The following is a 25,468-nucleotide window of genomic DNA, read 5'->3' as shown; positions in this document are numbered from 1 at the left end:
CGACTTTGCTCGACGGCTACTCGAGACGAACGGATGAGCGTGAGCGGTCCGCGAGCGGCGCGGCGTATCTGGAGGGCATAATGGGTTATCGGGTGGTGGTCGCGGGCGCGTCGGGCAATGTCGGGCGCGAGATGGTCAACATCCTCGCCGAGCGGGAATTTCCGCTCGACGAGATTGCGGTGCTGGCGTCGTCGCGCAGCCAGGGCGACCAGATCGAATACGGCGACACCGGCAAGATGCTCAAGATCCAGAACATCGAGCATTTCGATCCCGAGGGCTGGGACATCGCGCTGTTCGCGATCGGCAGCGAGGCGACGGCGATCTATGCGCCGAAATTCGCCGCCGCCGGCTGCACCGTGATCGACAATTCGTCGCTGTACCGGATGGACCCGGATGTGCCGCTGATCGTGCCGGAGGTGAACCCGGACGCGATCGACGGGTACCGGGCGAAGAACATCATCGCCAACCCCAATTGCTCGACCGCGCAGATGGTCGTCGCGCTGAAGCCGCTGCACGATGCCGCGACGATCAAGCGCGTCGTCGTCGCGACGTACCAGTCGGTGTCCGGCGCGGGGAAGATCGGCATGGACGAGCTGTTCGAGCAGAGCCGCAACATCTTCGTCGGCGACCCGGCGGAGGCGAAGACGTTCACCAAGCAGATCGCGTTCAACGTGATCCCGCACATCGACAGCTTCCTGGACGACGGATCGACCAAGGAAGAGTGGAAGATGGTGGTCGAGACGAAGAAGATCATGGGTGCGAAGATCAAGGTCGTCGCGACCTGCGTCCGCGTGCCGGTGTTCGTCGGCCATTCCGAGGCGCTGAACGTCGAATTCGAGAACGAGATATCCGCCGAGGAAGCGCAGACGATCCTGCGCGAGGCGCCGGGCATCATGCTGATCGATAAGCGCGAGGACGGTGGCTACATCACCCCGGTCGAGGCGGCGGGCGACGATGCGACCTATGTCAGCCGCGTGCGCGAGGACCCGACGGTGGAGAACGGGCTGTCGCTGTGGTGCGTGTCCGACAATTTGCGCAAGGGCGCGGCGCTGAACGCGGTGCAGATCGCGGAATTGCTCGGGCGGCGGCATCTCCAGAAGGGTGCCTAGGCGGCAGAAGGGTGCTTGAGGTGATTGCGGGCGGCTGTCGCTGCGGCGCGGTGCGCTACACCGTCGACCGCGCGACGCTGCCCGCCGCCTATGCCTGCCACTGTACCGATTGCCAGACATGGTCGGGCAGCTCGTTCACCACGCAATTCTTCATGCCGGCCGATGCGCTCCACGTGACCGGCGTGGTGACGGACTATGCATTCGTAAATCCGATGGGGCGCGTGTCGACACAGCGGTTCTGCCCAACCTGTCATACGCGGCTCTACAATAGCAATGCAGCGCGACCGCATCTGGTGAACATTCGTGCCGGTACGCTGGACGACAGTGCGCGCATCCGCGTGCCGCTGCACATCTGGGTACGGAGCAAGCAACCTTGGGTGATCCTGCCGGACGATGCGGAGCTTTGGCAGGAAGCGGCCTCCGTCGACGCGCTGGAGCGGTTGTCCGGAATGGATTCCGTGTAGGGTTCAGTGCCCGATATACCGCCCGGGCCGGTGCCAGGCGAACAGGATCAGGCTGATCGCGACGGTGCTGAGCGCGGACCATGCAAGGGCAGGGCCGCTGACTACCAGCGCGGCGACGGCGAGGACCAGCACGTCGAGCGCGACCTGCGTCACACCGGCGTTCCAGCCGCGCGTGCGGTAGAGCCACAGGACGATCACGCCGGTGCCGCCGACGCCCGCCTGATGGCGCGCCAGACAGAGCACGCCCATGCCGATGACGGTGCCGCCGACGAGCGCCGCGAACGCCGGATGCACGTCGGCGATATGCACCGAAAGCCTAGCCCAGCCGGAAAAAGCGGCGATGCCGGCATTCACGAGCACGGTCTTCAGCGCGAACTTCGATCCCATCGTCCGGTGCGCGATGAAGAAGAAGGGCAGATTGACGATCGTGAACAGCACGCCGGCGGGCAGCGGCACGATGTACGACAGCAGCAATGCGATGCCCGCGATGCCGCCGGTCACGAGCCCCGCGGATTTCAGGAACATCAGTCCCACGACCAGCAGCACGCATCCGATCGCGAGCGCATAGCCGTCCTCCGCCACGCTGTGAGGGCGGCCGAGCGGCAGGCTGTCGTCGTAGGTCAATCCCGGTGTCCCGTCGCAGGTGAACCAGGCATCCTCTCCCGCCGCTTCCATGATGGCGGGAAGGTGGTGGCGTCAACCACCGTGTGGATCGCTCCCGACGGACGCGGCGGTCGGGCGATACACTGAATCGCCGCGCCATGCGTTGGGCCGCGAGGAGGTGGGTATGGCGAAGGAGATGACCGGGGGGTGCCAGTGCGGGCGTATCCGCTATGTCGTGACGATCCACGACGACGACGCCTATCTGTGTCACTGCCGGATGTGCCAGCGGGCGACCGGCGGGGTTTCGATCGCGTTCAAGGGTGTGACGCGCGGCGACCTGCGATGGAGCCCGTACGAGCCGGAGCGGTACCGGTCGTCGCCGATCGCGCAGCGGGGCTTCTGCCGGGAGTGCGGGACGCCGCTGACCTACGAGGGCGACGGTGCGGACCATCTGGACCTGACGGTCGGCAGCTTCGACGATCCGTCCGCATTTCGGCCGGTCGAGCATTCGGGTGCGGAAAGCTGGCATCCGGAGTGGCTGGACACGCGCGGGTTGCCGGCGAGCCGGACAGAGGACAATGAGCGGATCGCGACATTGTGGAGGACGGCGGTTGGCAAGCTCCCCGACTGAATATTTCGAAAGTTTCGACGGCGTGCGGATCGCCTGGCGCGAGATGGGCGAGGGAAGGCCGGTGGTGCTGATCCACGGCTATTTCTCCGACGCGGCCACCAATTGGATCCGGTACGGGCACGCGGCGAAGATCTCCGCAAACGGGTTCCGGGTCATCATGCCGGACCTGCGCGCGCACGGCGAAAGCGACCGACCGCACGATCCGGCGGCCTATGCTCCCGATACGCTGACCCGCGACGGCCATGCGCTGATCGCGCATCTGGGGCTGACGGATTACGATCTGGGCGGATATTCGCTGGGCGCGCGGACGACGTCGCGGATGCTGGCGACGGGCGCGACGCCCGGCCGGATCGTGTTCGCGGGCATGGGTCTGGAGGGGCTGCTGCATACCCACCGGCGTGTCGATCACTTCCGGAACATCCTGACCCGGCTCGGCGAGCATGAGCGGGGATCGCCGGAGTGGCTGGCGGAGGCGTTCCTCAAGACGACGAAGGGTGATCCGGTCGCGCTGCTCGGCATCCTGAACACGTTCGTCGACACGGAGGCGGAGGACGTCGCGGGCTTCGTCCAGCCGGCGTTGGTGGTGGCGGGCGAGGAGGATCAGGACAATGGCTCCGCGCCCGACCTCGCCGACGCACTGCCGAACGGGCGCTATGTCGAGGTGCCGGGCGGGCATATGAGCTCGGTGGTGAAGCCCGAACTGGGGCAGGCGATGGCGGACTTTCTGGCCGCTTGACGGCTGACGGGGCGGCGGCGCATTTCACGGGGATAGAAGAGGAATCCCCGAATGCTTCGTACATCCGTATCGCTCGCGGTGCTCGCGAGCCTGTCGACCGCGTCCGTCGTCGCCCAGACGCCCGCGGCTCCTGTCGGCAAGCCGACCGCGGCGCAGGCCGATGCCTTCGTCGCCAAGGCCGAAGAGCAGCTCGCGGCGCTGTCGCTTCCCGTCAACCGCATCAACTGGGTGCAGGCGACCTACATCAACGACGATACCGATGCGCTAGCGTCGAAGGCGAACGGCGACCAGACCGCAATCCAGGTGAAGCTGGCCAATGACGCGGCGCGCTATGCAACGGCGGCGGGGCTGTCGGCGGATACGCGGCGCAAGCTCGACCTGTTGCGGAACGGCATCACGCTGCCGGCCGCCGATACGCCAGGCGCGGCAGAGGCGTTGGCGACGCTGACCACGCGCATGTCCTCCGCGTACGGCAAGGGCAAGGGAACGCTCGACGGCAAGCCGATCAACGGGTCCGACATCGAAGCGGCGATGGGCGAGACGCGCGATCCGGCCAAGCTGAAGGAGATGTGGGTCAGCTGGCACGACAATGTCGGAGCGCCGATGCGGGCCGATTATGCGAAGATGACCGTCGCGGCGAACGCTGGCGCGAAGGGGCTGGGCTATGCCGATGTCGGCGCGATGTGGCGGGCCGGGTACGATATGTCGCCGGACGCCTTCGCGGCCGAGACGGACCGCATCTGGAAGGAGGTGGAGCCGCTGTATCTGGCGTTGCACACCTATGTCCGGTGGAAGCTGAACGCGAAGTACGGCGACGCGGTGCAGCCGAAGACGGGACCGATCCGCAGCGACCTGCTGGGCAATATGTGGGCGCAGGAATGGGGCAATATCTATGACATCGTCGCGCCGGCAGGGGCGGGCGACCTGGGCTTCGACACCGGCGATCTGTTGAAGGCGAAGAACTACGACGCGGTGCGGATGGTGAAGCAGGGCGAGGCGTTCTACTCGTCGCTGGGGTTCCAGCCCTTGCCCGAGACGTTCTGGCAGCGGTCGCAGATCGTGAAGCCCGCCGACCGCGATGTGATCTGTCACGCATCGGCGTGGGACGTGGACAATGCGGACGACATCCGCATCAAGATGTGCACGAAGGTGAATGGCGACGACTTCGTGACGATCCACCACGAACTCGGCCACAATTACTACCAGCGCGCGTACAAGCAGCAGCCCTTCCTCTACAAGAACGGCGCGAACGACGGATTCCACGAAGCGATCGGCGATACCGTCGCGCTGTCGATCACGCCGGATTACCTCGTCAAGATCGGGCTGCTGGATCAGGCGAAGGTGCCGGGTGCGGACAAGGACATCGGCCTGTTGCTGCGGCAGGCGATGGACAAGGTGGCGTTCCTGCCGTTCGGGCTGCTGATCGACAAATGGCGGTGGCAGGTGTTCTCGGGGCAGATCCCCGCTGGTCAGTATCAGGCGGGCTGGGACAAGTTGCGGCTGCAATATCAGGGCGTCGCGCCGCCCGTGGCGCGCGACGAGACTCGGTTCGATCCGGGCGCGAAATACCACGTGCCGGCGGGCGTGCCGTACACGCGTTATTTCCTGGCGCGGGTGCTGCAATTCCAATTCTATCAGGCGGCGTGCAAGCAGTCGGGCTGGACCGGGCCGCTGCATCGTTGCTCGTTCTACGGCAACAAGGAGGTCGGGCAGCGGCTGAATGCGATGCTGGCGATGGGCCAGTCGAAGCCGTGGCCGGATGCGTTGCAGGCGTTCACCGGCACGCGCGAGTTGAGCGGCAAGGCGCTGATCGCGTATTTCGCACCGCTGAAGACATGGCTGGATCAGCAGAACAAGGGCAAGCCGACCGGGTGGTGAGACGCGTGTTGCCGGGCGACGTCGCTATCGATCGACGTGGGTCGTCTTTGGCCACCCGGTGGAGTCCGGTGCTCAGGTGCGCGCGGCGGTTTTCGTGGGGGTTGGGACGTAGGAGATCCCGGAGCTCCAAGTGTCGTTGTCCCGCGGGGTGGGAGTCCAGTGCTTCGAGCCGTAGCCGGACGCTCCGACGCCACTGGGCTCCCGCCTTCGCGGGAGCACGAGAGGACACGGTGGTCCTAGGAAGAATTGCGACGGCTGGCGGAACGATGCGATCGATCGAGTGTCTCGCAGGACGCTCTGGATTGCTTCGCTACGCTCGCAATGACGGGCTTTAACAGGCCGCCGGTCCGGAACAGGAGCGCGATTGGAACCCCGCCTTCTTCGCCGGGGTGAGCTGCGGGAGTGGTGGCAGCCTTTATTCTCGACTGCTGTTCTCCCGCGGAGGCGGGAGTCCAGTGGCTAGAGCCGAAGCCGGGCTTTGGAACACCACTGGACGCCCGCTTACACGGGAGCACGATAGGGCACGGCGGCCGCGGGCATGACCGAAACGACGGGAGGAGCGATGCCATCCAGTGTCTTGCGTGACGCTCTGGATTTCTTCGCTACGCTCGCAAAGACGGCTTTCTCAGGCGATCAGTTCGGGACGGTGTTTTCGTCCGCAATGCCTGCTTCGAACGACTTGGACGAGTCCGTGCCGTCGGGCTGATGGGCGCCCTTGGTCGGCGTCTTCGGACCAGCGCCCTTGGCGGGGTCTGCCGGCTTGGCGCTGCTGCCCTTGAGCGTGAAGAGCGCCGCGCCGGCAGCGGCGGCGGCGATGCCGGTGGCGATCGCGGCGGCACCCCATTTGCCGCCGATCTTGTCGGTCGCGGTCTTCGCAGCGGCGCGGGTGCGGGTCGCGGCGGCTCGGGCCTTGGTCGCCGGGGTGGCGGGCGCGGCGCGCTTGCTGGAGCGGGGCTTGGGGGGAGCTTTCGCCTTCGGGGTCTTGGGCGCGGCAGGCGCAGCGGTGTCGGCCGAGGCCGCCTTGGTACGGGTCGCGCGCGGCTTGGCGGCGGCGGCCTTGGCGGGGGTGGTCGTACGGCGACGGCGCGCGGGCTTGGCGGGCGTGTCGGTGGTCGCGGTCGTGTCGTCGTCGGCCATGTCTGTTCCCCGATTTGGTTCCGGGTGCGTAACGCGACCGACGACGTTTTGGTTGCGAGCGGAGCGCGCCCGCCACCTCCTATGACTTAGCGGAAGGGCGGTTCGTTGAACGCGCGCAGCTTGCGGCTGTGGAGGCGTTCGCCTTCGACGCGCAGTTGTTCGCACGCTTCGATGCCGATCCGCATATGCTCGCTGATCGCGCGTTCGTAGAAGCGGTTGGCCTGTCCGGGTAGCTTCAGCTCGCCGTGCAGCGGCTTGTCCGAGACGCAGAGCAAGGTGCCGTAGGGAACGCGGAAGCGATAGCCCTGCGCGGCGATCGTCGCGGATTCCATATCGATGCCGACCGCGCGGCTGAGCGAGAAGCGCAGCGCCGATTTGGAGTAGCGCAGCTCCCAATTACGGTCGTCGGTGGTGACGATCGTGCCGGTGCGCAGGCGGCGCTTCAACTCCTCGCCCGACTGGCCCGAGACGATCTCCGCCGCTTTCGCCAACGCGACCTGCACCTCGGCGATGGCGGGGACGGGGATTTCGGGAGGCAGCACGTCGTCGAGCACGTGATCGTCGCGAAGATAGGCGTGGGCGAGGACATAGTCGCCGATCCGCTGCGAAGGACGCAGCCCGCCGCAATGGCCGATCATCAGCCACGCCTCGGGACGCATGACGGCGAGGTGGTCGCAGATCGTCTTGGCGTTGGACGGCCCGACGCCGATATTGACGAGCGTGATGCCGGTGCGGTCGTCGGCCATCAGGTGATAGGCGGGCATCTGGTGCCGCCGCCACGCGCTGTCGGAGACGATCGTGTCGACATCGTCGGGCGAGTGGATGACGACGTTGCCCGCGCCCGACAGCGCGGTGAACCGGCTTCCGGATCCCAGTTGCGATGCGCCCCAGCGGACGAATTCGTCGACGTAGCGGTGATAGTTGGTGAACAGCACGAAGCGCTGCACGTGCTCCGCCGGCGTACCCATGTAATGACGCAGGCGGGCGAGACTGAAGTCCGTGCGCAGGCCGTCGAACAGCGCGAGCGGACGCGTGCCGTCGACCGTCATCCACAGGCCGTCGGCGATCTCGTCGCCGATGTGCGCGAGCTCGGTGGCGGGGAAGAAGCGGGCGAGCTCTGACGCGGACACCTGATCGAGGCTGAGCGCATGACCGGGGTCGAGCACGTAGGGGAAGGGGATCTCCTGACGGCCGGGCACCGCTTCGACCGTGACGTCGTAATCCTCGATCAGCAGCGTCAGTTGCTCGGTCAGGTAGTCGGCGAAGATCGCTGGTTTAGTGACGCTGATGCGGTAGTCGCCGGGCGACACGAGGCGGCCGAACGAGCGTAGCGGCGTGGGGCGAGCCGCTTCACCGGCGAAGCTGAGGCGGATTTCCGGATAGGCGAAGCTGCCGTCGCTGCGGGCCGTCGCGTCGGGCGGCGTGCCGTCCGAGAGGTAGCGGGTGAGGGCGGCCTGAAGGCGGTCGACCGAGGCGGTGTAGAGCCGGTCCAGCTCTGCGACGATGTCGGAAGCGGTTGTCATCGCGAAGGGTTACGCGCGGCGGATGAAGGAGGCAAGACGGGGCGCTGCGAGGAAAACCGAGGGTGTTTACGCCGGCGGTGTCACCCCTCCGTCGGCCCTGTGGGCTGCCACCTCCCCTCGCTGGGGAGGAATGGGGTTCGCTAGCAAAGTCCTTCCCTGCAAGGGGAGGTGCGCGGAGCGCCGGAGGGGTGACGCCGTTGGCGTGGATACCCCTCCGACAGTCCAGAATTTCCGATTCAGATTTCGCCAAGCAGGTGTTCGGCGGAGCTGACCTTGAACTCGCCGGGCTGTTCGACGTGGAGCTGGGTCACGACGCCGTCCTCGACCAGCATCGAGTAGCGCTGGCTGCGCGTGCCGAGGCCGAACTTCGATCCGTCCATCTCCAGCCCGAGTGCGCGGGCGAAGTCGCCGTTGCCGTCGGCCAGCATCGTCACGCCCGCGGCGTCGTTCTGCTTCGACCACGCATCCAGCACGAAGGCGTCGTTGACGGAGGTGCAGGCGACCTCGTCGACGCCCTTGCCGGCGAACGCGTCCTTCTGCGTGACGAAACCCGGCAGGTGCTTGGCGGAACAGGTCGGCGTGAATGCACCGGGCACCGCGAACAGCGCGACCTTACGGCCCGCGAAGTAGCTCTCGGTGTCGACCTGATCGGGACCGTCGGCGGTCACCTTGACGAGCGTGGCCTTGGGCAGTCGGTCTCCGACGCTGATGGTCATCCTGTTTTCTCCGTGGATCGCCGGCTGAATTCGCCGGGCCCGGCGCATTTCGGGCGGAGGCGGGCTGATTTCAAGCGTGGCGGCGGCTTTCCGCAGCGGCTATGCGCACAGGCGTGACCGAACCTGCGTATCTTACCGGCCAGTTCCTCCTCGCAGTGCCGGGGATGAGCGATCCCCGCTTCGAACATGCGGTGATCGCGATGTGCGGGCACGACGCGGACGGGGCGCTGGGCATCGGGCTGGGTGCGGTGGTGCCGGGCGTCGGGTTCCATGCGCTTTTGGAACAGTTGGAGATCGAGCCGGGGGTGGCGCCGAACGCGCCGGTGCATCTGGGCGGGCCGGTGGAGCCGCGGCGCGGGTTCGTGCTGCATTCGACGGAATGGTCGGGGCAGGATTCGGTGCAGGTCGCGGGACGCTGGACGCTGACCGGGACGCTCGACGTGCTGCGCGCGATCGCGGAGGGTAGCGGGCCGGCGAACTGGGTCGTCGCGCTGGGCTATGCCGGCTGGGGCGCGGGGCAGCTGGAGGGTGAATTGTCGCGCCCAGGCTGGCTGACGGCGCCCGCGGCGGACGCGGTGCTGTTCGATGCGCCGGCACAGGAGCGCTGGTCGCGGGCGATGGCGGGGGCGGGCATCGATCCGCGGCTACTGGTCGCGGGGGTGGGTACCGCGTGATCGCATTCGGTCGCGATGCGCGGGACTTGAACATATAAAGATATCTTTATATTTGCTCGTGAGGCTGCAAACCCGTATGGGCGCACCCATTCATTCGTATCAGGAGCACTATTCGTGGCCACCGCACTTGCGCCCGAGGGCGCCGCCAAGACGGCGCAAGACTATGTCATCAAGGACATCGCCCTCGCCGAATTCGGCCGGGCCGAGATCAAGATCGCCGAGACCGAAATGCCGGGCCTGATGGCGCTGCGCAGCGAGTTCGGCGCGTCGCAGCCGCTGAAGGGCGCACGCATCACCGGTTCGCTGCACATGACCATCCAGACCGCGGTGCTGATCGAGACGCTGACCGCGCTCGGTGCCGATGTGCGCTGGGCGACGTGCAACATCTTCTCGACGCAGGACCATGCCGCCGCCGCGATCGCCGCGACCGGCGTGCCGGTGTTCGCGGTGAAGGGCGAGAGCCTGGCCGAGTATTGGGATTACGTCGGCGACATCTTCTCGTGGGATGCCGAGGTCGAGGGCCAGACCGCCAACATCATCCTCGACGACGGTGGCGACGCGACGATGTTCGCATTGTGGGGCGCGAAGCTCGAGGCCGGCCACACGCTGGGCGAGCCGGAGAACGAGGAAGAGGTCGAGTTCCAACGCGCGCTGAAGGCATTCATCGCCAAGAAGCCGGGTTATTTGACCGAGACGGTCAAGAACCTGAAGGGCGTCAGCGAAGAGACGACGACCGGCGTGCACCGCCTGTACGAGATCGCGAAGAAGGGCGAGCTGCCGTTCCCGGCGATCAACGTCAACGACAGCGTCACGAAGTCGAAGTTCGACAACCTGTACGGCTGCAAGGAATCGCTGGTCGACGCGATCCGTCGCGCCACCGACGTGATGCTCGCCGGCAAGGTCGCAGTCGTCGCCGGCTTCGGTGACGTCGGCAAGGGTTCGGCCCAGTCGCTCCGCAACGGCGGCGCGCGCGTGATGGTGACCGAGGTCGATCCGATCTGCGCGTTGCAGGCCGCGATGGAAGGCTTCGAGGTCGTGACGATGGACGAGGCGGTGACCCGCGCCGACATCTTCGTGACCGCGACCGGCAACGCCGATGTCATCACCGCCGATCACATGAAGGCGATGAAGCCCATGTCGATCGTCTGCAACATCGGCCACTTCGACAGCGAGATCCAGATCGCCGCGATGTCGAACTACAAGTGGACCGAAGTGAAGCCCGGCACCGACCTGGTCGAGTTCCCGGACGGCAAGCAGATCATCGTGCTGGCGAAGGGCCGCCTCGTGAACCTCGGCTGCGCGACCGGTCACCCGTCGTTCGTCATGTCGGCGTCGTTCACCAACCAGACGCTCGCGCAGATCGAGCTCTGGACCAAGGGCGAGAACTACAAGAACGACGTGTACGTCCTGCCCAAGCACCTCGACGAAAAGGTCGCGGCGCTGCACCTGGAAAAGCTCGGCGTGAAGCTGTCGCAGCTGACCCCGAAGCAGGCCGGCTATATCGGCGTGCCGGTCGAAGGGCCGTTCAAGCCGGACCACTACCGCTACTGATCCCGCCGCTCTTCTGAGCAGCGATGAAAGGCCGCGTCACCGGGAGGGTGGCGCGGCCTTTTTCGTTGTGCGCGATGCCCACGAAAAAGCCGCGCCGCCCGTGATGGGCGACGCGGCGGATGTTAGGTGAGGGGGAGCGCCGCGGGGACGCTCCCCCGTCCGGTCAGAAGCCGATGCGGACGCCCGCATAGAAGCGGCGGCCGAGCGGATCGTACACCGACGTGTCGGTATCCTGACCTGCGGTCGCGCCGATATCGGCGAGGTAGGGCGGCTTGTTGTTCAGCAGGTTCTGACCACCGATGTAGAACTCGTATCCGCCATCGGTGCGGAAACGGATTTGCGAGTCGAGGTAGAATTGCGGACGCACGCGGTAGAGCGGGTTCGTACCCGGACGCGCACCCGTCAACTGATCGTCGAGACTGGACTGGCTGATCCAGGTACCTGTCAGGGTGAGGCCGACGCCTTCGCGATCATAGCCGGACGTGACCGAGAAACGGTCGCGCGCCGCACCGATCTCGCCGGCGAAATAGTCGCGGTCTGAACCCGGCAGCGGGATCGTATAGCCCTTGATGAGGTGCGTGTACGCGCCGTGCAGCGTCAGATTGCCGCCGACCCCGAGCGAGTCGAGGCTGCCGCGCCAGTCGACGTTGACGTCCACGCCCGACGTCTTCAGCCCGCCGCTGTTCGATGGCGAGGTGTTGACCTCGTCCAGCGAACCCGCGCTGTTCGGACCGACGACGGTCGGACGACGGACGACGAGATCGCAGAATTCCTGCACCGCGTTGTTGTAGCATTGGTTCAGGATGAATTGCAGCGGCGTGGTGACGATCGCATCCCGGACGCGGATGTTGAAGTAATCGACCGTCACGACGAGGTTGCGCAGACCCGCGATCGAGCGGGGGTTCAGCACGACGCCAGCGGTGAACGAGTCGCCCTTCTCCTCCTGAAGATCAGGGTTGCCGCCTCCGAAGCTGGTGATGCCCTGAAGATCCGCCTGATTGACCGCGAACGCGCCGTTGGCGGCGATGTTGGCGGCGACGCCCGGTGCGGCGAGGCACTGGGTCGCGAGCGTGCCTGTCGCCCCCGCCGTCAGGCCCGCGCACGGATCCTGAAGACCCGACGGGAAATCCTGCTGTGCGGGCTGGAACAGTTCGTTGATGTTGGGCGCGCGCACCGAGCGTGCCTGCATCACGCGGAAGCGGACATCCTCGATCGGAGCCCATTCGCCGCCGTAGTTGTAGCTGTAGGTCGTGCCGATCGTCGAGTAGTCCGACACCCGGATCGCGCCGCGCAGCGACAGCGAGTGGAAGAACGGCTGATCCTGAATGATAGGGACGATCGCTTCGCCGAACCCTTCGAACAGATCGAACTTGCCGCGGGTGGAGGGCAGCGCGTTGTTGCCGTTCAGGCCGAGCTGGGTCAGCGGATCGAACTCGTTGCTGCTCGATTCCCGGCGGTATTCGCCGCCGACGCTGACACCGATCGCATCGGCACCGAACAGCGAGAACAGCTTGCCCGACACGTTGCCCCCGGCGACCGTCTGCGTCAGCTTCGACCGCAGCGTCGTCGGTGCGGCGATGTAGCCTGCCGCCGGCGCAAGCGCGTTGATGCCATAGATGTTCGCCGGGATGCAGCCCGCCGCGCGTGCGGCGGGATCGGCGCACACGATCTGGCCGGTAGCCGGGTCGGTGTAGGCGTTCAGCGCCGCCGTGAAGTTGCGGCTGTCATATTGGCCGTTGCCGCTCTGGTTCTCGATCGTCTGACCGTAGATGCCATAGACCTCGTAGCTGAAGCGATCCTCCAGGAACTTGCCGTTGGCGCCACCGGCGATACGGAACAGCTCGCGGCTGGCGCGGCTGGTACGCGCGCCGAAATCGGCGAGACGACGGTCGAAATAGATGTCGCGCAGGCCGTCGCCATCGGTATCCGTCGCCGCGTTGAAGATCGCGTCGGGCACGTACGGGTTGCGATAGGTGACGCCGCCGACGACCGTCTGGATCGGCACCTGACCGCCCGTCGCGATGTTGACGAGGTCCGAACTGAGCGGGAACGGCTCGATGTTCGTGTTCGCCTTGGTCTTCGCGTAGTTGCCTTCGAGGAACAGGTTGAAGGCGGGCGACACTTCGAAATTGCCGCGGCCGGCGGCGACGTAGCGCTCGACCGGCACCGCGAGATACCGGAAGTCGGAGCGGTTGAAGCCGCCGCAGCTGGTGGTGGTGCAGTTCCGCAGGACGTTGTCGGTGCCGTAGCTGAAGATCTGCGTGTCGTCGCCCGTGCCGGTGTAGAAGCGGCCGCCGGGGATGAAGCCCGACAACAGGGTGCGCGGCGTGAACAGGTCGGAGTCATTTCCGTTCGCCAGCCCGAGGCTGCTGGAATCGACCGCGCTGGAACCTGCTTCGGTCGAACGGTCCTTCTTGAAAACCGTGCCTTGCTTCGAATAGCCGCCGAACAGCATGATGTTGCCGCGGTCGTCTGCGAAGTTCTTGCCGACCAGCGCGTTGATCTGGCGATCGGCCCCGTCGCCATATTGGCTGATGCCCATTTGGCCGTCGATCTGCACGCCGTCGAACTTGGTCTTGTAGACCATGTTGACGACACCCGCGACGGCGTCCGAACCATAGACGGCCGATGCGCCACCGGTCAGGATGTCGACGCGTTCCAGGAACTGCGTCGGGATGACGTTGAGGTCGACTGCCTGGCTGCCGGGAACGCCCGACACGAAGCGCCGGCCGTTGACGAGCACCAGCGTGCGGTCTTCGCCGAGGTTGCGCAGGTTGACGGTCGCGACGCCGGCCGACTGGGTGGCGAAGCTGGAGTTGGTGCGGCTGATGCCGGGTGCGCCGAAGGTCGGATTTTGAAGCAGGACGTCCTGCACGTTGATGACGCCGGCCTGCTGGATCTGCGCGGCACCGATCACCTGAAGCGGCGAGGCTGCCGTCGCCGAGGGCGAGGCGATGCGCGATCCGGTGACGACGATGTCGCCGCCACCCTCGTCGCCTTGCGCCGCGGCGCCGTTGGCCTGAGACGCGGGATCGGTGGCGGATTGCGCGGTCCCGTCCTGCGCGGAGGCGGGGTCAGCGGTTTCCGCCGTCCGCGCTGGGTTAGCGGCGTCCTGGGCGTGAAGAGCCGACAATGGCGTCGCCGCGACCAGCAGGGTCGTGGCAAGAAGGTGGCGTCGGAGTACGGACATTGCTGGTGCATTCCCTGAACGATGTAACACCGGGACGAGGATCGCCCCGCCTGCCGATGTGTCGGTCAGGTACCGCCAAAAACGCCCGGGCTCCCGCGTGTGTCCGCTCAGCTCATCGATATCTTGGAAAGTGTCACACCTTTGCAACAACTTAGGTCCGTACCGGTCTTTCCAATGCGGGTTAGCCCGGTTGCACCTCTACATCATCACGACCGTTGCCCGTGGCCCGCGCTGACCCTAGACACGGTGGCATGCCTGCGCGACCGATCATGACATGATGCAGCTCGGCACCGGAGCGACGATCGGGCTCGGCCTGATGCTGCTGGTGGTGATCGGCGGCGGCGTGGCGGCATTGTTCGTGGGGCTGCGAACGCGCGCGGCGGCGGCGATGGCGCGCGACGAGAATGCACGGCTGCATGCGACGCTGCGCAGTGCGCCGGCGCTGGCGATGCTGGTGCGGCCGGACGGGCGCATCGAGATGCCGACGCGACTGGCGGACTGGCTGGGACTTTCGGTCGCGCCGCGAACGCTGGCTGATTTGACCGACGGGGATGATGCTGGGCTCCAGCCGGAGGACGTGGCGGTTCTGACGGCCGATGTCACCGCAGCGCAGCGTGCCGGGCGCGAGTTCGAGCGGGCGATACGACCGCGCGGGTCTGACCGGGCGTTGACGTTGCGCGGCGGGCGGGCGCCCGCCGAACTCGGCGCGGCGGGCGGCGCGATCGTGTGGGTTTTCGATGCGAGCGATGCGCAGGGTGAGATCGAGCGGCTGGGCAGCGAGGTCGAGCGGCTGGCGGACGCCTATCGTGCGCTGACCGGGCTGATCGAGGCGGCGCCGATGCCGATGTGGTATCGCGGCGGCGACCTGAAGCTGGCGATGGTCAATTCCGCCTATGTCGAGGCGGTCGAGGGGCGGGATGCTTCCGAAACCTTGTCTCGGGGGCTGGAACTGGTCGAGGGCACCGGGCAGGGCGGGCCGCTGGCGGGAGCGGCGGCGGCGAAGGCGCAGGGCCGGCCCGCGGAACAGGTGCTGCCGGCCACGATCAACGGCGCGCGGCGGCGGTTGCGGGTGATCGACGTGCCGCTGCCGACCGGCGGAGTCGCTGGTTTTGCGGTCGATATCGAGGAACTGGAGCAGGCCCGGAGTGGCGCCAAGCGGTTCGCCGAGGCACAGCGCGGCATGCTCGACCGGCTGTCGGCGGGCGTGGCGCAGTTCGGGCCGGACCGGGCGCTGGTGTTCTGCAACCAGCCGTTCCACCGCATGTTCGCGATGCGCGCGGAATGGCTGGCGGATCGCCCCGAATTCGACCGCGTGCTGGAGCGGATGCGCGAGGCGAACCGCCTGCCGGAAGTACGCGACTTTCCGGGCTGGAAGGCGGAGCGGCGGAACTGGTTCGTGGCGGCGGATGTCGCGTCGGAAGAAAACTGGCATCTGCCGGGTGGCACGCACCTGCACGTGGTGGCGCAGCCGTTGCCGGACGGCGGCCTGCTGCTGATCTTCGAGGACCGGACGGAGCAGGTGCAACTGGCCAGCGCGCGCGACACGCTGCTGCGCGTCCGCACCGCAACGTTCGACAATCTGTTCGAAGCGCTGGGTGTGTTCGCCGCCGATGGCCGGCTGCAATTGTGGAACAACCGTTTCCGCGCGCTGTGGGGCGTCGACGAGGAATTCCTGGCGAGTCATCCGCGCGTCGACGTGTTCGCGAGCCGGATCGCGCCGCGCCTGTCGACGCCGAGCCGGTCGACGTTGATCGCCGACCTCGTCCATTCGGCCACCGCCGAACGGCAGCAACGTGGTGGGCGGGTGGCCTTCGCCGATGGGCGGCATTTCGAGTTCGCGGGCGTGCCGCTGCCAGACGGCAATGCGCTGTTCACGATGCTGGACATCACCGACAGCCGCCGTGCGGAGCAGGCGTTGCGGGAGCGGGCGGATGCGCTGGAGGCGGCGGACAAGGTGAAGACGCAATTCGTGGCGAACATGAGCTACGAACTGAAGACGCCGCTGACCTCGATCGGCGGGTTCGCGGAGATGCTCCACGGCGGTTATGCGGGCGAGCTGCCAGCGGAGGCGGGGACGTATGTGGAGGCGATCCTCGACTCGGTCGAGCGGCTGGGGCTGTTGATCGACGACGTGCTCGACCTGACGCGCGGCGGCGAGGGGGCGGCGGTCGAGCGCAAGGACGTCGACCTCGTCACCGTCGCGCGCGAGGCGGCGATGGCGATCCAGCCGGCGATCAAGCGGCACAAGATCGACTTCGCGGTCGAACTCTCGCGATCGGCCGGGCGAGTGCAGGGCGATCCTCAGAGGCTGCGCGAGGTAGTCGAGCATCTGCTGCGGCATGCGCTGGCGTCGCTGGGCGAGGGTGGGCGCATCCTGCTGCACGCCGACGGCACCGCAACGCATGCGCGCCTCGTGGTGTCCAACGACGGGCCGGGGCTGGACGAGGAGAGTGCGGGCCGCGTGTTCGACCGGTTTGCGGAGCCGCATCTGCAACCGGGCGGTGAGCGTGCGCTGGGGTTGGGCATGCCATTGGCGAAGCAGTTCGTGGAGGCGCATGGCGGCACGATCTCGCTGGTGTCGGAGCCGGGCGAGGGGACGCTGGTGACGGTGGAACTGCCGCGGCGATGAAGTGGGAAGTTCCGTGTCTGGGCGAAGGCGGGAACCTAGCGTCTGCCTTCGCGAGCGCTTGGCGCCGAAGTGACTGGGCTCCCGCATTCGCGGGAGCACGGGACAAGGGTTTGGTCGCGTGAGGCTGGCCGATGCTGCCGCGACGGAGGCTTTCGGGGCGCGACTGGCGGCGGTCGTGCGGCCGGGCGATGTCGTGGCGCTGACAGGGCCGCTAGGGGCGGGCAAGACCAGTGTCGCGCGCGGGTTGCTGGCCGCGCTGGGGCTGGAAGGCGAAGCGCCGAGCCCGAGCTTCGCCATCGTTCAGCCCTATGCGCCGCCGGAGACGGTGCTGCCGGTGTGGCATGTCGATCTATACCGGCTGGACGATCCGAACGAGGTCGAGGAACTGGGGCTGGAGGACGAGCGGGAGGACGGTGTGCTGCTGGTCGAATGGCCGGAGCGGGCCGGCGCGAGGGCGTGGCCGGAGGCGCTGAGGCTGACGCTGTCGATCGAATCGGACGGTTCGCGTCGCTTGACAGCGGAGGTGCCGCCGGGCTGGAGGGACCGATGGCCGATATGATCCCGCCGCCGGGTGCGCCCGCGTTTCTCGACGCTCTCGGATGGGGCGCGGCGAATGTGTCGCCGCTGGCCGGGGATGCGTCGTTTCGCCGGTATTTCAGGGTGGTGGACGGCGACCGGACGGCGGTGCTGATGGACGCACCGCCGCCGCAGGAGGATACCCGCCCGTTCGTGGCGATGGCGCGCTGGCTGGAGGAGCGGGGATTTCTGGCCCCGGCGATCCTGGGACTGGACGAGACGCAGGGCTTGGTGCTGCTGAGCGATCTGGGCGACGTTCGCCTGCGCGAGACGGCGGATGCCGAGGGCGACGAACTCTGCCTGTATGGCGACGCGATCGACCTGCTGGTCGATCTGGCGAAGCATCCGGCCGGGCCGTTGCAACCCTACGACCGGGCGGTGATGCAGCGCGAGGCGGCATTGTTCGTGGAATGGTATTGCCCGGCGGTGGGGATCGCGGCCGATGCCGCGGGCTATGTCGCGGCGTGGGATGCAGTGCTGGATCACGGGCTGGCTGCGGAGCCCGTGACGGTGCTTCGCGACTATCACGCCGAAAATCTGATGCTGGTCGGGGATGCGCGGCAGCTTGGATTGCTGGACTTTCAGGACGCGCTGGCGGGGCATCCGGCCTACGATCTCGTGTCGTTGTTGCAGGACGCACGGCGTGACGTCGATCCGTCGGTCGAGCAGGCGATGCTGGTGCGGTATCAGGCGGCGACCGGTGTCGGTGACGAGTTCCTGCGTGCCTATCATGTGCTCGGGGCGCAGCGGAATGCGAAGATTTTGGGGATTTTTGCGCGGTTGTGGAAGCGGGACGGCAAGCCGCGTTACGCTGCACTCTGCCCACGCGTCTGGGCGTATCTGGAGCGCGACCTTTCGGAGCCGGTGCTGGCGCCGGTGGCGCGCTGGTTCGACGAGAACGTACCGCCGGAACTGCGCGGCGACCCGCTGGAACTGACGCGATGACGCGGCAGCTGGCGATCCGGCCCGATCCCGGCGGCGTGGTGCCGAAGACGGCGATGGTGATGGCGGCGGGGTTGGGGAAGCGCATGCGGCCCCTGACAGCAACGCGGCCCAAGCCGATGATCGAGGTCGCGGGCAAGCCGTTGATCGACCATGTGTTCGACCGGTTGCACGCGGCAGGTGTCGAGCGGGCGGTGGTGAACGTCCACTATTTGGCGGACTCGCTGGTGGCGCATCTGGGCGCGAAGTTCGACGGTGTCGACGTGGTCGTGTCCGATGAGCGCAAGCGATTGATGGAAACGGGTGGCGGGCTGGTGCAGGCGCGCGACTTGTTGGGCGATGAGCCGGTGCTGGTCGCCAACAGCGACAACCTCTGGATCGACGGGCCGGTGGACGCGATCAAGCTGCTGTCGTCGCGGTGGAACGACGATCAGATGGATGCGCTGCTGCTGATGGTGCCGCTGGCGCGTGCGCATAATTATCGCGGACAGGGCGATTTCCATCTGGCGGCGGACGGACGGATCACGCGGCGGCGGCGGTCCGCCACGGTGGCGCCCTTCGCCTATACCGGCGTGCAGATCCTGCACCCGCGACTGATCGCGAACTGGCCGGAGGGGCCGTTCTCGACGAACCTGTTCTGGGATCGCGCGATCGAATCCGGTCGTGCGTTCGGGCAGGTGCATCAGGGATTGTGGTTCGACGTAGGCACACCCGGTGCGATCGCCAGGACCGAGGCACTGCTGCTGGATGGCTGAGCGGCCGTCCGTCTACACGATCCCGGCGCACCGTGCGTTCGCCGACGCGCTGGTCGGTGGGCTGATGCGCGGCCGCGATCAGGCGGCGCTGGCGCGCGGGCTGGTGCTGCTGCCGAACAACCGTGCGGTGCGGGCGGTGACCGAGGCGTTCGTGCGCGCGAGCGGCGGCGGGCTGCTGCTGCCACGGCTGGTGGCGCTGGGCGATCCCGAGTTGGGCGAGGCGGTCGGCGCGGCGCTGGACGTGACGGACGATCCGCCGCCGCCGGCGGTCGCCCCCTATGCGCGCCGGATGATTTTGGCGCGGCTGGTCGAGGAAGAGCGGGCGCGGACGGGAACGCCGGTGTCGGCATCGGAGGCGGTGCGGCTGGCGGGCGATCTGGCGCGGACGCTGGACCAGTTGCTGGTCGAGGAGGTGCCACCGGCGCGGTTGAATGAGCTCGACCTCGCGCCCGAGCTGACGGAGCATTGGGCGCGGGCGCTGGCGACGTTCCGGATCGTCATCGATCGCTGGCCGGCGGAGCTGGCGAAGCTGGGCGCGATCGACGGGGCGGAGCGGCGGGCGCGGTTGCTGGCGGCGCTGGAAGCGCGATGGCGCGCGACGCCGCCAACGGGGTTCGTATGCGCGGCGGGGATCACCGACACGTCGCCCGCGGTCGCGCGGCTGGTGCGGTGCGTCGCGGACATGGCGCAGGGGCAGACGGTGCTGGCCGGCCTCGATCTTGCGATGCCGCAGGAGGAATGGGACGCGCTTGGTCCGCATACCGCCGACAGCGGATTGCGGGCGATCGAAACCCACCCGCAGTTCCACTTGAAGCTGATGCTGGAGCGGATGAGCATCGGCCGCGACGAGGTCGTGCGCTGGCGCGGCGGCGGGGCGATGGTCAATTGGGGTGCGGATGCCGACCCGGCGCGTGGGCGGGCGATCGCCAACGCACTGGCTCCGGCGGATTTCACCGGCAAGTGGACCGATCTGGCGGCGGCGGACCGGCGGCTGTCGGGGGTGCGCGCGGCCGAACTCGCGACCCCGGCGGAGGAGGCGCAGACGATCGCGCTGGCGCTGCGCCATGCACTGCACACGCCGGGCAAGACGGCGGCGCTGGTGACGCCGGACCGGGCGCTGGCGCGGCGGGTTGCGGTGCATTGCCGCCGCTGGGGGATCACCGTCGACGACAGCGCGGGGCGGCCGCTCGCGATCCTGCCGCCCGGGACGCTGCTGCTGGCGCTGACGGAGGCGGCGGCGCAGGCGTTCGCGCCGCTGGCGTTGCTGTCGCTGCTGAAGCATCCGCTGGCGAATGGCGGCGTGCCGCGGCTGGAATGGCTGGACGGGGTGCGCGCGATGGACCGGTCACTGCGCGGGCCACGGCCGCCCGCGGGGCTGGACGGACTGTCGCCGGAAGGGCGTGCGGCGACGTTCTGGACGTGGATCAAGCCGCGGCTGGAGCCGCTGGCGCGGCAGTTCGCGGCCGGGCCGCAAGCTTTGCCCGGACTGATCGCATGTGTTCGGGAGGCGGCGCAGGCGCTGTGCGGCGATACGCTGTGGTCCGGGCTGGCAGGACGGGCGGCGGCGGAGTTCGTCGCCGATCTCGAGGCGGAGGGCGGGGCCGGACCGGCGCTGGTCGATCCGGCGGAACTGCCCGCGATGCTGCGCACGCTGCTGGACGAGGTGGCGGTGCGGCCGGAGCGGGGCAAGGGACATCCGCGGCTCGCCATCTATGGCCAGATCGAGGCGCGATTGCAGTCCGCGGACCTGATGATCCTGAGCGGGTTGAACGAGGGGACGTGGCCGGGGAGTCCGCCGCCCGACCCGTGGCTGGCGCCGCGCATCCGCGGTGCGTTGGGGCTGATCGGGCTGGAGCAGCGGATCGGCATCGCGGCGCATGACTTCGCGCAGGGGCTCGGCGCGCCGGAGGTGCTGGTGACCCGCGCGCGGCGCGATGCCGGGTCGCCGGCGCTGGCGTCTCGGCTTTGGTTGCGGTTGCAGGCGATGGCGGGGGACCGGTTCGAGCGGGACGGCGCGCTGGAGGGCTGGTCGCGGGCGCTGGATGCGGCGGCAACGCATGAGCCGGTGGAGCGGCCGGCGCCGATGCCGGCGAAGCGACCGACGAGCATCTCCGTCACGGAGGTCGATCGGCTGAAGGCTGATCCGTATTCCTTCTATGCGCGGCGGGTGCTGCGGCTATCGCCGCTCGATCCTGTCGATGCCGATCCGACCGCAGCGTGGCGCGGGACGGCGGTGCACGACATTCTCGAACAATGGTGGAAGCAGGACGCGTGCGCGCCCGACGCGCTGCGGCCGCGGGCGATGCGGATGCTGAAGGAGGCGGAGGTTCATCCGCTGCTGCGCGCGCTGTGGCAGCCGCGACTGCGGGAGGCGATCGACTGGATCGCGGGGCAGGTCGTCGAGATGCGTGCGAGCGACCGGCATGTGCTGGCCGCAGAGGGGCGCGGCGAAATCGAGATGGCGGGCGTGACGCTGTCGGGGCGGTACGATCGCATCGACCGGTTGCCGGGCGGGATCGGCATCGTCGACTACAAAACGGGCAAGCCGCCGTCCGCCGCAGCGGTACGAGCAGGGTTCAGCTTGCAGCTCGGGTTGCTGGGGCTGATCGCGGAACGGGGCGGGTTTGCGGATGTGACGGGTACGGCGGCGGCGTTCGAATATTGGTCGCTGGCGAAGCGGCGCGATCAGTTCGGCTTCGTCGACAGCCCGTGCGATCCGGAGGGAAAGCGCGACAAGATCGTCACCGCCGATTTCACCCGCATCGCCGCCGCCAATTTCAGCGACGTCGCCGCCAGATGGCTGACCGGGAACGAGCCGTTCACCGCCAAGCTGGTGCCGGATTACGCCCCCTATGCCGAGTACGACCAGTTGATGCGTCGCGACGAATGGTATGGCCGTGAATAAATTGAAACGCCTGCCGCCGCTGAAGGGCGAACAGAAGCGCGCGTCCGACCCGTCCGCGCATGTCTGGCTGGCGGCGTCGGCGGGCACGGGCAAGACGCAGGTGCTGTCCGCGCGCGTGTTCCGCCTGCTGCTGAAGGGGACCGATCCGTCGGCGATCCTGTGCCTGACCTTCACCAAGGCGGGCGCGGCGGAGATGGCACACCGGATCAACGCGCGCCTCGCCGCGTGGGTGCGGTTGAGCGATACCGAGCTGTTCCAGGACCTTCAGGCGTTGGGCGAGCCGGGCGGGCCGGAACAGGTGGCGCGGGCGCGGACCTTGTTCGCCAAGGTGCTGGATGCGCCGGGTGGGGGCCTGCGCATTCAGACGATCCACGGCTTCTGTCAGGGGCTGCTGGCGGCGTTTCCGGTCGAGGCGGGGCTGACCCCCGGCTTCCGGCCGCTGGAGGCGCGCGAAGAGGCCGGGCTAGCGCGAGAGGCGCTGGCGCAGATGCTGACCGCGGCGGAGCGGGACGGGCGCGATCATGTCGTGGAGACGATCGGCGCGCTGAGCCTGAGGCTGGGCGAGGGCGGGGCGGAGTCGTTCCTGAACGCTTGCGCTCGGTCGCTGCCGGCGCTGGAGGCGTTGCCGTCGGGAATACAGCCGTACATCCGCCGGGCGCTCGACCTGCCGATGGGCGACATCGCGGCGGCGGTGGCGGCGGGCTGTGCCGAACTGGACGAGGAGTCGATTCGCGAACTCGGGGCCATGAACCGGGAATGGGGCACGAAGAACGGGTTGGCGCGGGCGGCGACGATCGCGGCGTGGCTGGAAGCGGATGAAGGCGAGCGGGTCGCGGGGCTGGCCGATCTGCATCTGGTGTGGGCGAAGGCGGACGGCGATCTGCGATCCTTCGCGAAGGGGCAGGCGCCGCAGCATCCGGATTACGCCGATATCGGCCGCGACCTGCACGGGGCGTGCGCGGCGTTGCTGTCGCTGGGGGTGCGCGGCGCCTATGCCGATCTGCTGGCGGCGGGGCTGGAGGTCGGGCGCGACTATGCGCGGGCCTATGATCTGGCGAAGCGGCGGGTCGGGGGCGTCGATTTCGAGGATTTGATCCAGACCGCGGTCGCGTTGCTGGAGACGCCGGGGATCGGCGAGTGGGTGCGGTTCAAGCTCGATCGCGAAACCGAGCATGTCCTGATTGACGAGGCACAGGACACGAACCTGAACCAGTGGCGGATCGTCAGCGCGATCGCCGAGGAGTTCTTCGTCGGGCGCGGCATCTATGCGCCGCGGACGCGGACGCTGTTCACGGTCGGCGACTGGAAGCAGGCGATCTTCGGGTTTCAGGGGACCAGCCCGCTCAACTTCGCTTGGGCGGAGCGACGATTCGAGGACAAGGCGCGCGCGGCGCATGGCCCGGAGGACTGGCCGGAGCAGGATCGCGGGCTGCCGTTCCACCGGCTGTCGCTGACGCACTCGTTCCGGTCGGTGCGGCCGATCCTGACCTTCGTCGATGCCGCCGTCGCCGAGGTGCCGGAGCCGGGCCTCGGTGCGATCGGTGCGGTGGAGCAGCATGCCAGCGAGGTTCCCGGATCGGGCTGCGTGACGATCTGGCCGCCGGTGGTGGCGGGCGGATCGGAGGACGACGAGGAAGGCTGGATTTCCGACAGCGTTCGCAAGTTGGCCGGAGATATCGCGCGGGCGGTGAAGGGCTGGCTTGCCGAGCCGACGATGATGCTCGGTTCGAAGGGGCGCGCGCTGCGGCCCGAGGATGTGATGATTCTGGTCAAGCGGCGCGGTGAACTGGCGTCGCTGATCGTAGCGCGCTTGTATGCGGAGGGGGTGCCGGTGGCGGGCGTCGACCGGCTGCGGCTGAATGCGCCGCTGGCGGTGCAGGACCTGCTGGCGGCGGTGCGGTTCGTGTTGCAACCGGAGGACGATCTGTCGCTCGCCAGCCTGCTGGTGTCGCCACTGGTTGGGTGGACGCAGGACGAACTGATGCACGCAGCGCCGCGCGAGCGGGGCAGCCTGTGGCGGCATCTGGGCGATACGCAATCCGAAGAGCGGCTCGCGCCGCTGCGCGCGCTGCTCGCACGGGCGGACTTCACGACGCCGTACGAGTTTCTGGAGGAGATCCTGTCGGGGCCGCTTGACGGGCGGCGCAAGCTGATCCGGCGACTGGGCGCGGAGGCGCGCGATCCGATCGAGGAACTGCTGTCCGCCGCGCTGGCGTTCGAGAGCACGACGACTCCATCCTTGCAGCGGTTCCTCGACTGGTTCGATCGCGGGGACGTCGACATCGTCCGTGACCCGTCCGCCCCGCTGGACGCGGTGCGGGTTATGACCGCGCACGGGGCGAAGGGTTTGCAGGCACCTTTGGTCATTCTGGCGGATGCGACGATCGACCCGACGCTGTCGTCGCGCTCCGTCCTGCGCTGGTCACCGGAGGATGGGGCCGCGCCGATCCCGGTGTTCTCGCGGCGCGCCGCCGAGCGGGGCGGGCCGCTGGACGAGGTCAAGGACGCCGCCGACGCGCGCGAGCTGGAGGAGCATTGGCGGCTGTTCTACGTCGCGGCGACACGGGCGGAGGAGCGGCTGGTGATCGCGGGTGCACTGGGGCCGAAGGCGCAGGGGGTGCCGCCGGCGTTGAGCTGGTATGCCGCCGCGGATCGCGCGCTGACCGCGCTGGGTGTGCCGGCGGGCGAGGGTGAGCGGAGTTTCGAAGCGGGGAATTCGGTGCCGGTGCAGCGGCGTGTAGACGCGACCGCGGATGTAAAGGTTGAACTGCCGGACTGGGCGCGGCTGCCCGCACCAGTGGAGGCGCGACCGCCGAGGCCGCTCGCGCCGTCGTCATTGGGCGACGATCTGGTCGCCGATCCGCCCCCTAATGCGGTGATGCGCGCGGCGGCCGAGCGGGGGCGGCTGATGCATGCGCTGTTCGAGCGATTGCCGACGGTGGCCGTGCCGGAGCGGCATGCGGCGGCGGATCGCTGGCTGGAGCGGGCCGGGGGCGTCGCCGACCCGGCGGCGCGGGCGGGCATCGTCGCGGCGGTGCTGTCGGTGATCGAGGACGCACGCTTTACCGACCTGTTCGGGCCGGACGCGCTGGCGGAGGCACCGATCGCCGCGACACTGGAGGACGGGATCGTGATCGCGGGCACGGTCGACCGGCTGCTGGTGGGCGACACGATCCGGCTGATCGATTTCAAGACCGGGCGGCAGGTGCCGGACGCGGTGCCGGAATACCATGTGCGGCAGATGGCCGGCTATGCCGCTGCGCTGGCGGTGATCTTCCCCGACCGCCCGGTCGAAGCGTCGTTGCTCTACACCGCGGGACCGACGCTGGTGCCGCTGAGCGCCGATGATCTCGCCCGGCACAAGCCGCGCTATCACGCGACGGAGCAAAGCTCCGCCCTTATGGGTTGAGCCGGTCCGACCGCCGCCCTAGATCGCGTTTCAAGGAGAT

General features: G+C 68.1%; 18 protein-coding genes. 13 read left to right on the top strand and 5 right to left on the bottom strand.

Annotated features, from left to right (window positions below; all coding sequences use genetic code 11):
- Positions 1–80 precede the first annotated feature (80 nt).
- Both AC0CH8_RS17295 and AC0CH8_RS17290 read left to right on the top strand, forming a co-directional pair.
- Positions 81–1,109, top strand: a complete 1,029-nt coding sequence (locus AC0CH8_RS17295) for an aspartate-semialdehyde dehydrogenase (protein ID WP_465240944.1) — start codon at positions 81–83, stop codon at positions 1,107–1,109.
- Positions 1,110–1,120: 11 nt separating this feature from the next.
- Entirely contained in the window at positions 1,121–1,573 is a 453-nt protein-coding gene (locus AC0CH8_RS17290) for a GFA family protein (RefSeq protein ID WP_465240943.1), read from the top strand.
- A gap of 3 nt (positions 1,574–1,576) precedes the next feature.
- Here AC0CH8_RS17290 and AC0CH8_RS17285 read toward each other — a convergent pair whose 3' ends face one another.
- On the bottom strand, positions 1,577–2,248 hold the full coding sequence (locus tag AC0CH8_RS17285) for a YitT family protein (RefSeq protein WP_465240942.1): 672 nt from the start codon (positions 2,246–2,248) through the stop codon (positions 1,577–1,579).
- Positions 2,249–2,360: 112 nt separating this feature from the next.
- Between AC0CH8_RS17285 and AC0CH8_RS17280 the strand changes: the two genes are divergently transcribed.
- Genes AC0CH8_RS17280 through AC0CH8_RS17270 form a run of 3 tightly spaced genes read left to right on the top strand, consistent with a single transcriptional unit; the run spans position 2,361 to position 5,421 of the window.
- The gene (locus AC0CH8_RS17280; protein ID WP_465240941.1) at positions 2,361–2,807 is read left to right on the top strand and encodes a GFA family protein; all 447 of its coding nucleotides are present in this window, start codon (positions 2,361–2,363) and stop codon (positions 2,805–2,807) included.
- Entirely contained in the window at positions 2,788–3,543 is a 756-nt protein-coding gene (locus tag AC0CH8_RS17275; RefSeq protein WP_465240940.1) for an alpha/beta fold hydrolase, read from the top strand. Before AC0CH8_RS17280 ends, AC0CH8_RS17275 begins: the two co-directional genes overlap by 20 nt.
- A gap of 51 nt (positions 3,544–3,594) precedes the next feature.
- Positions 3,595–5,421, top strand: coding sequence for a M2 family metallopeptidase (locus AC0CH8_RS17270; protein ID WP_465240939.1), 1,827 nt, complete (start codon positions 3,595–3,597; stop codon positions 5,419–5,421).
- Positions 5,422–6,054: 633 nt separating this feature from the next.
- Here AC0CH8_RS17270 and AC0CH8_RS17265 read toward each other — a convergent pair.
- From AC0CH8_RS17265 to AC0CH8_RS17255, 3 genes are all read right to left on the bottom strand, one after another.
- Positions 6,055–6,558, bottom strand: coding sequence for a hypothetical protein (locus tag AC0CH8_RS17265; RefSeq protein ID WP_465240938.1), 504 nt, complete (start codon positions 6,556–6,558; stop codon positions 6,055–6,057).
- An 86-nt stretch (positions 6,559–6,644) separates the two neighbouring features.
- Entirely contained in the window at positions 6,645–8,081 is a 1,437-nt protein-coding gene (locus AC0CH8_RS17260; RefSeq protein WP_465240937.1) for an AMP nucleosidase, read from the bottom strand.
- A gap of 236 nt (positions 8,082–8,317) precedes the next feature.
- On the bottom strand, positions 8,318–8,797 hold the full coding sequence (locus AC0CH8_RS17255; protein WP_465240936.1) for a redoxin family protein: 480 nt from the start codon (positions 8,795–8,797) through the stop codon (positions 8,318–8,320).
- A 113-nt stretch (positions 8,798–8,910) separates the two neighbouring features.
- Here AC0CH8_RS17255 and AC0CH8_RS17250 point away from each other — a divergent pair, with 113 nt between their 5' ends.
- A complete protein-coding gene (locus AC0CH8_RS17250) occupies positions 8,911–9,471 on the top strand; it encodes a YqgE/AlgH family protein (protein ID WP_465240935.1) in 561 nt (186 codons plus the stop codon).
- 114 nt (positions 9,472–9,585) lie between these two features.
- A complete protein-coding gene (gene ahcY / locus AC0CH8_RS17245) occupies positions 9,586–11,022 on the top strand; it encodes an adenosylhomocysteinase (RefSeq protein WP_204198712.1) in 1,437 nt (478 codons plus the stop codon).
- A 163-nt stretch (positions 11,023–11,185) separates the two neighbouring features.
- On the opposite strand, the gene AC0CH8_RS17240 is transcribed toward ahcY, so the two are convergent.
- Positions 11,186–14,212: a TonB-dependent receptor plug domain-containing protein gene (locus AC0CH8_RS17240; RefSeq protein ID WP_465240934.1), complete on the bottom strand. Its 3,027-nt coding sequence runs from the start codon at positions 14,210–14,212 to the stop codon at positions 11,186–11,188.
- A 274-nt stretch (positions 14,213–14,486) separates the two neighbouring features.
- On the opposite strand from AC0CH8_RS17240, the gene AC0CH8_RS17235 reads away from it, so the two are divergent.
- The 6 genes from AC0CH8_RS17235 (at position 14,487) to addA (ending at position 25,428) form a co-directional block, all read left to right on the top strand.
- Positions 14,487–16,841, top strand: a complete 2,355-nt coding sequence (locus AC0CH8_RS17235; RefSeq protein WP_465240933.1) for a sensor histidine kinase — start codon at positions 14,487–14,489, stop codon at positions 16,839–16,841.
- A gap of 118 nt (positions 16,842–16,959) precedes the next feature.
- Entirely contained in the window at positions 16,960–17,400 is a 441-nt protein-coding gene (tsaE, locus tag AC0CH8_RS17230; protein ID WP_465240932.1) for a tRNA (adenosine(37)-N6)-threonylcarbamoyltransferase complex ATPase subunit type 1 TsaE, read from the top strand.
- Positions 17,397–18,362 carry an aminoglycoside phosphotransferase family protein gene (locus AC0CH8_RS17225; protein ID WP_239474493.1) on the top strand — a complete coding sequence of 322 codons (966 nt, stop codon included), beginning with the start codon at positions 17,397–17,399 and terminating at the stop codon, positions 18,360–18,362. The genes tsaE and AC0CH8_RS17225 overlap by 4 nt, the downstream gene beginning before the upstream one ends.
- The gene (locus AC0CH8_RS17220) at positions 18,359–19,114 is read left to right on the top strand and encodes a nucleotidyltransferase family protein (RefSeq protein ID WP_204198717.1); all 756 of its coding nucleotides are present in this window, start codon (positions 18,359–18,361) and stop codon (positions 19,112–19,114) included. The genes AC0CH8_RS17225 and AC0CH8_RS17220 overlap by 4 nt, the downstream gene beginning before the upstream one ends.
- Positions 19,107–22,019, top strand: coding sequence for a PD-(D/E)XK nuclease family protein (locus AC0CH8_RS17215; protein ID WP_465240931.1), 2,913 nt, complete (start codon positions 19,107–19,109; stop codon positions 22,017–22,019). The genes AC0CH8_RS17220 and AC0CH8_RS17215 overlap by 8 nt, the downstream gene beginning before the upstream one ends.
- Complete coding sequence (addA, locus tag AC0CH8_RS17210; protein ID WP_465240930.1) at positions 22,006–25,428, top strand: double-strand break repair helicase AddA; 3,423 nt, start codon at positions 22,006–22,008, stop codon at positions 25,426–25,428. Before AC0CH8_RS17215 ends, addA begins: the two co-directional genes overlap by 14 nt.
- Positions 25,429–25,468: the final 40 nt, after the last annotated feature.

Source organism: Sphingomonas sp. AC435 (assembly GCF_979253005.1).
This window is presented reverse-complemented; position numbering and strand designations above follow the sequence as displayed.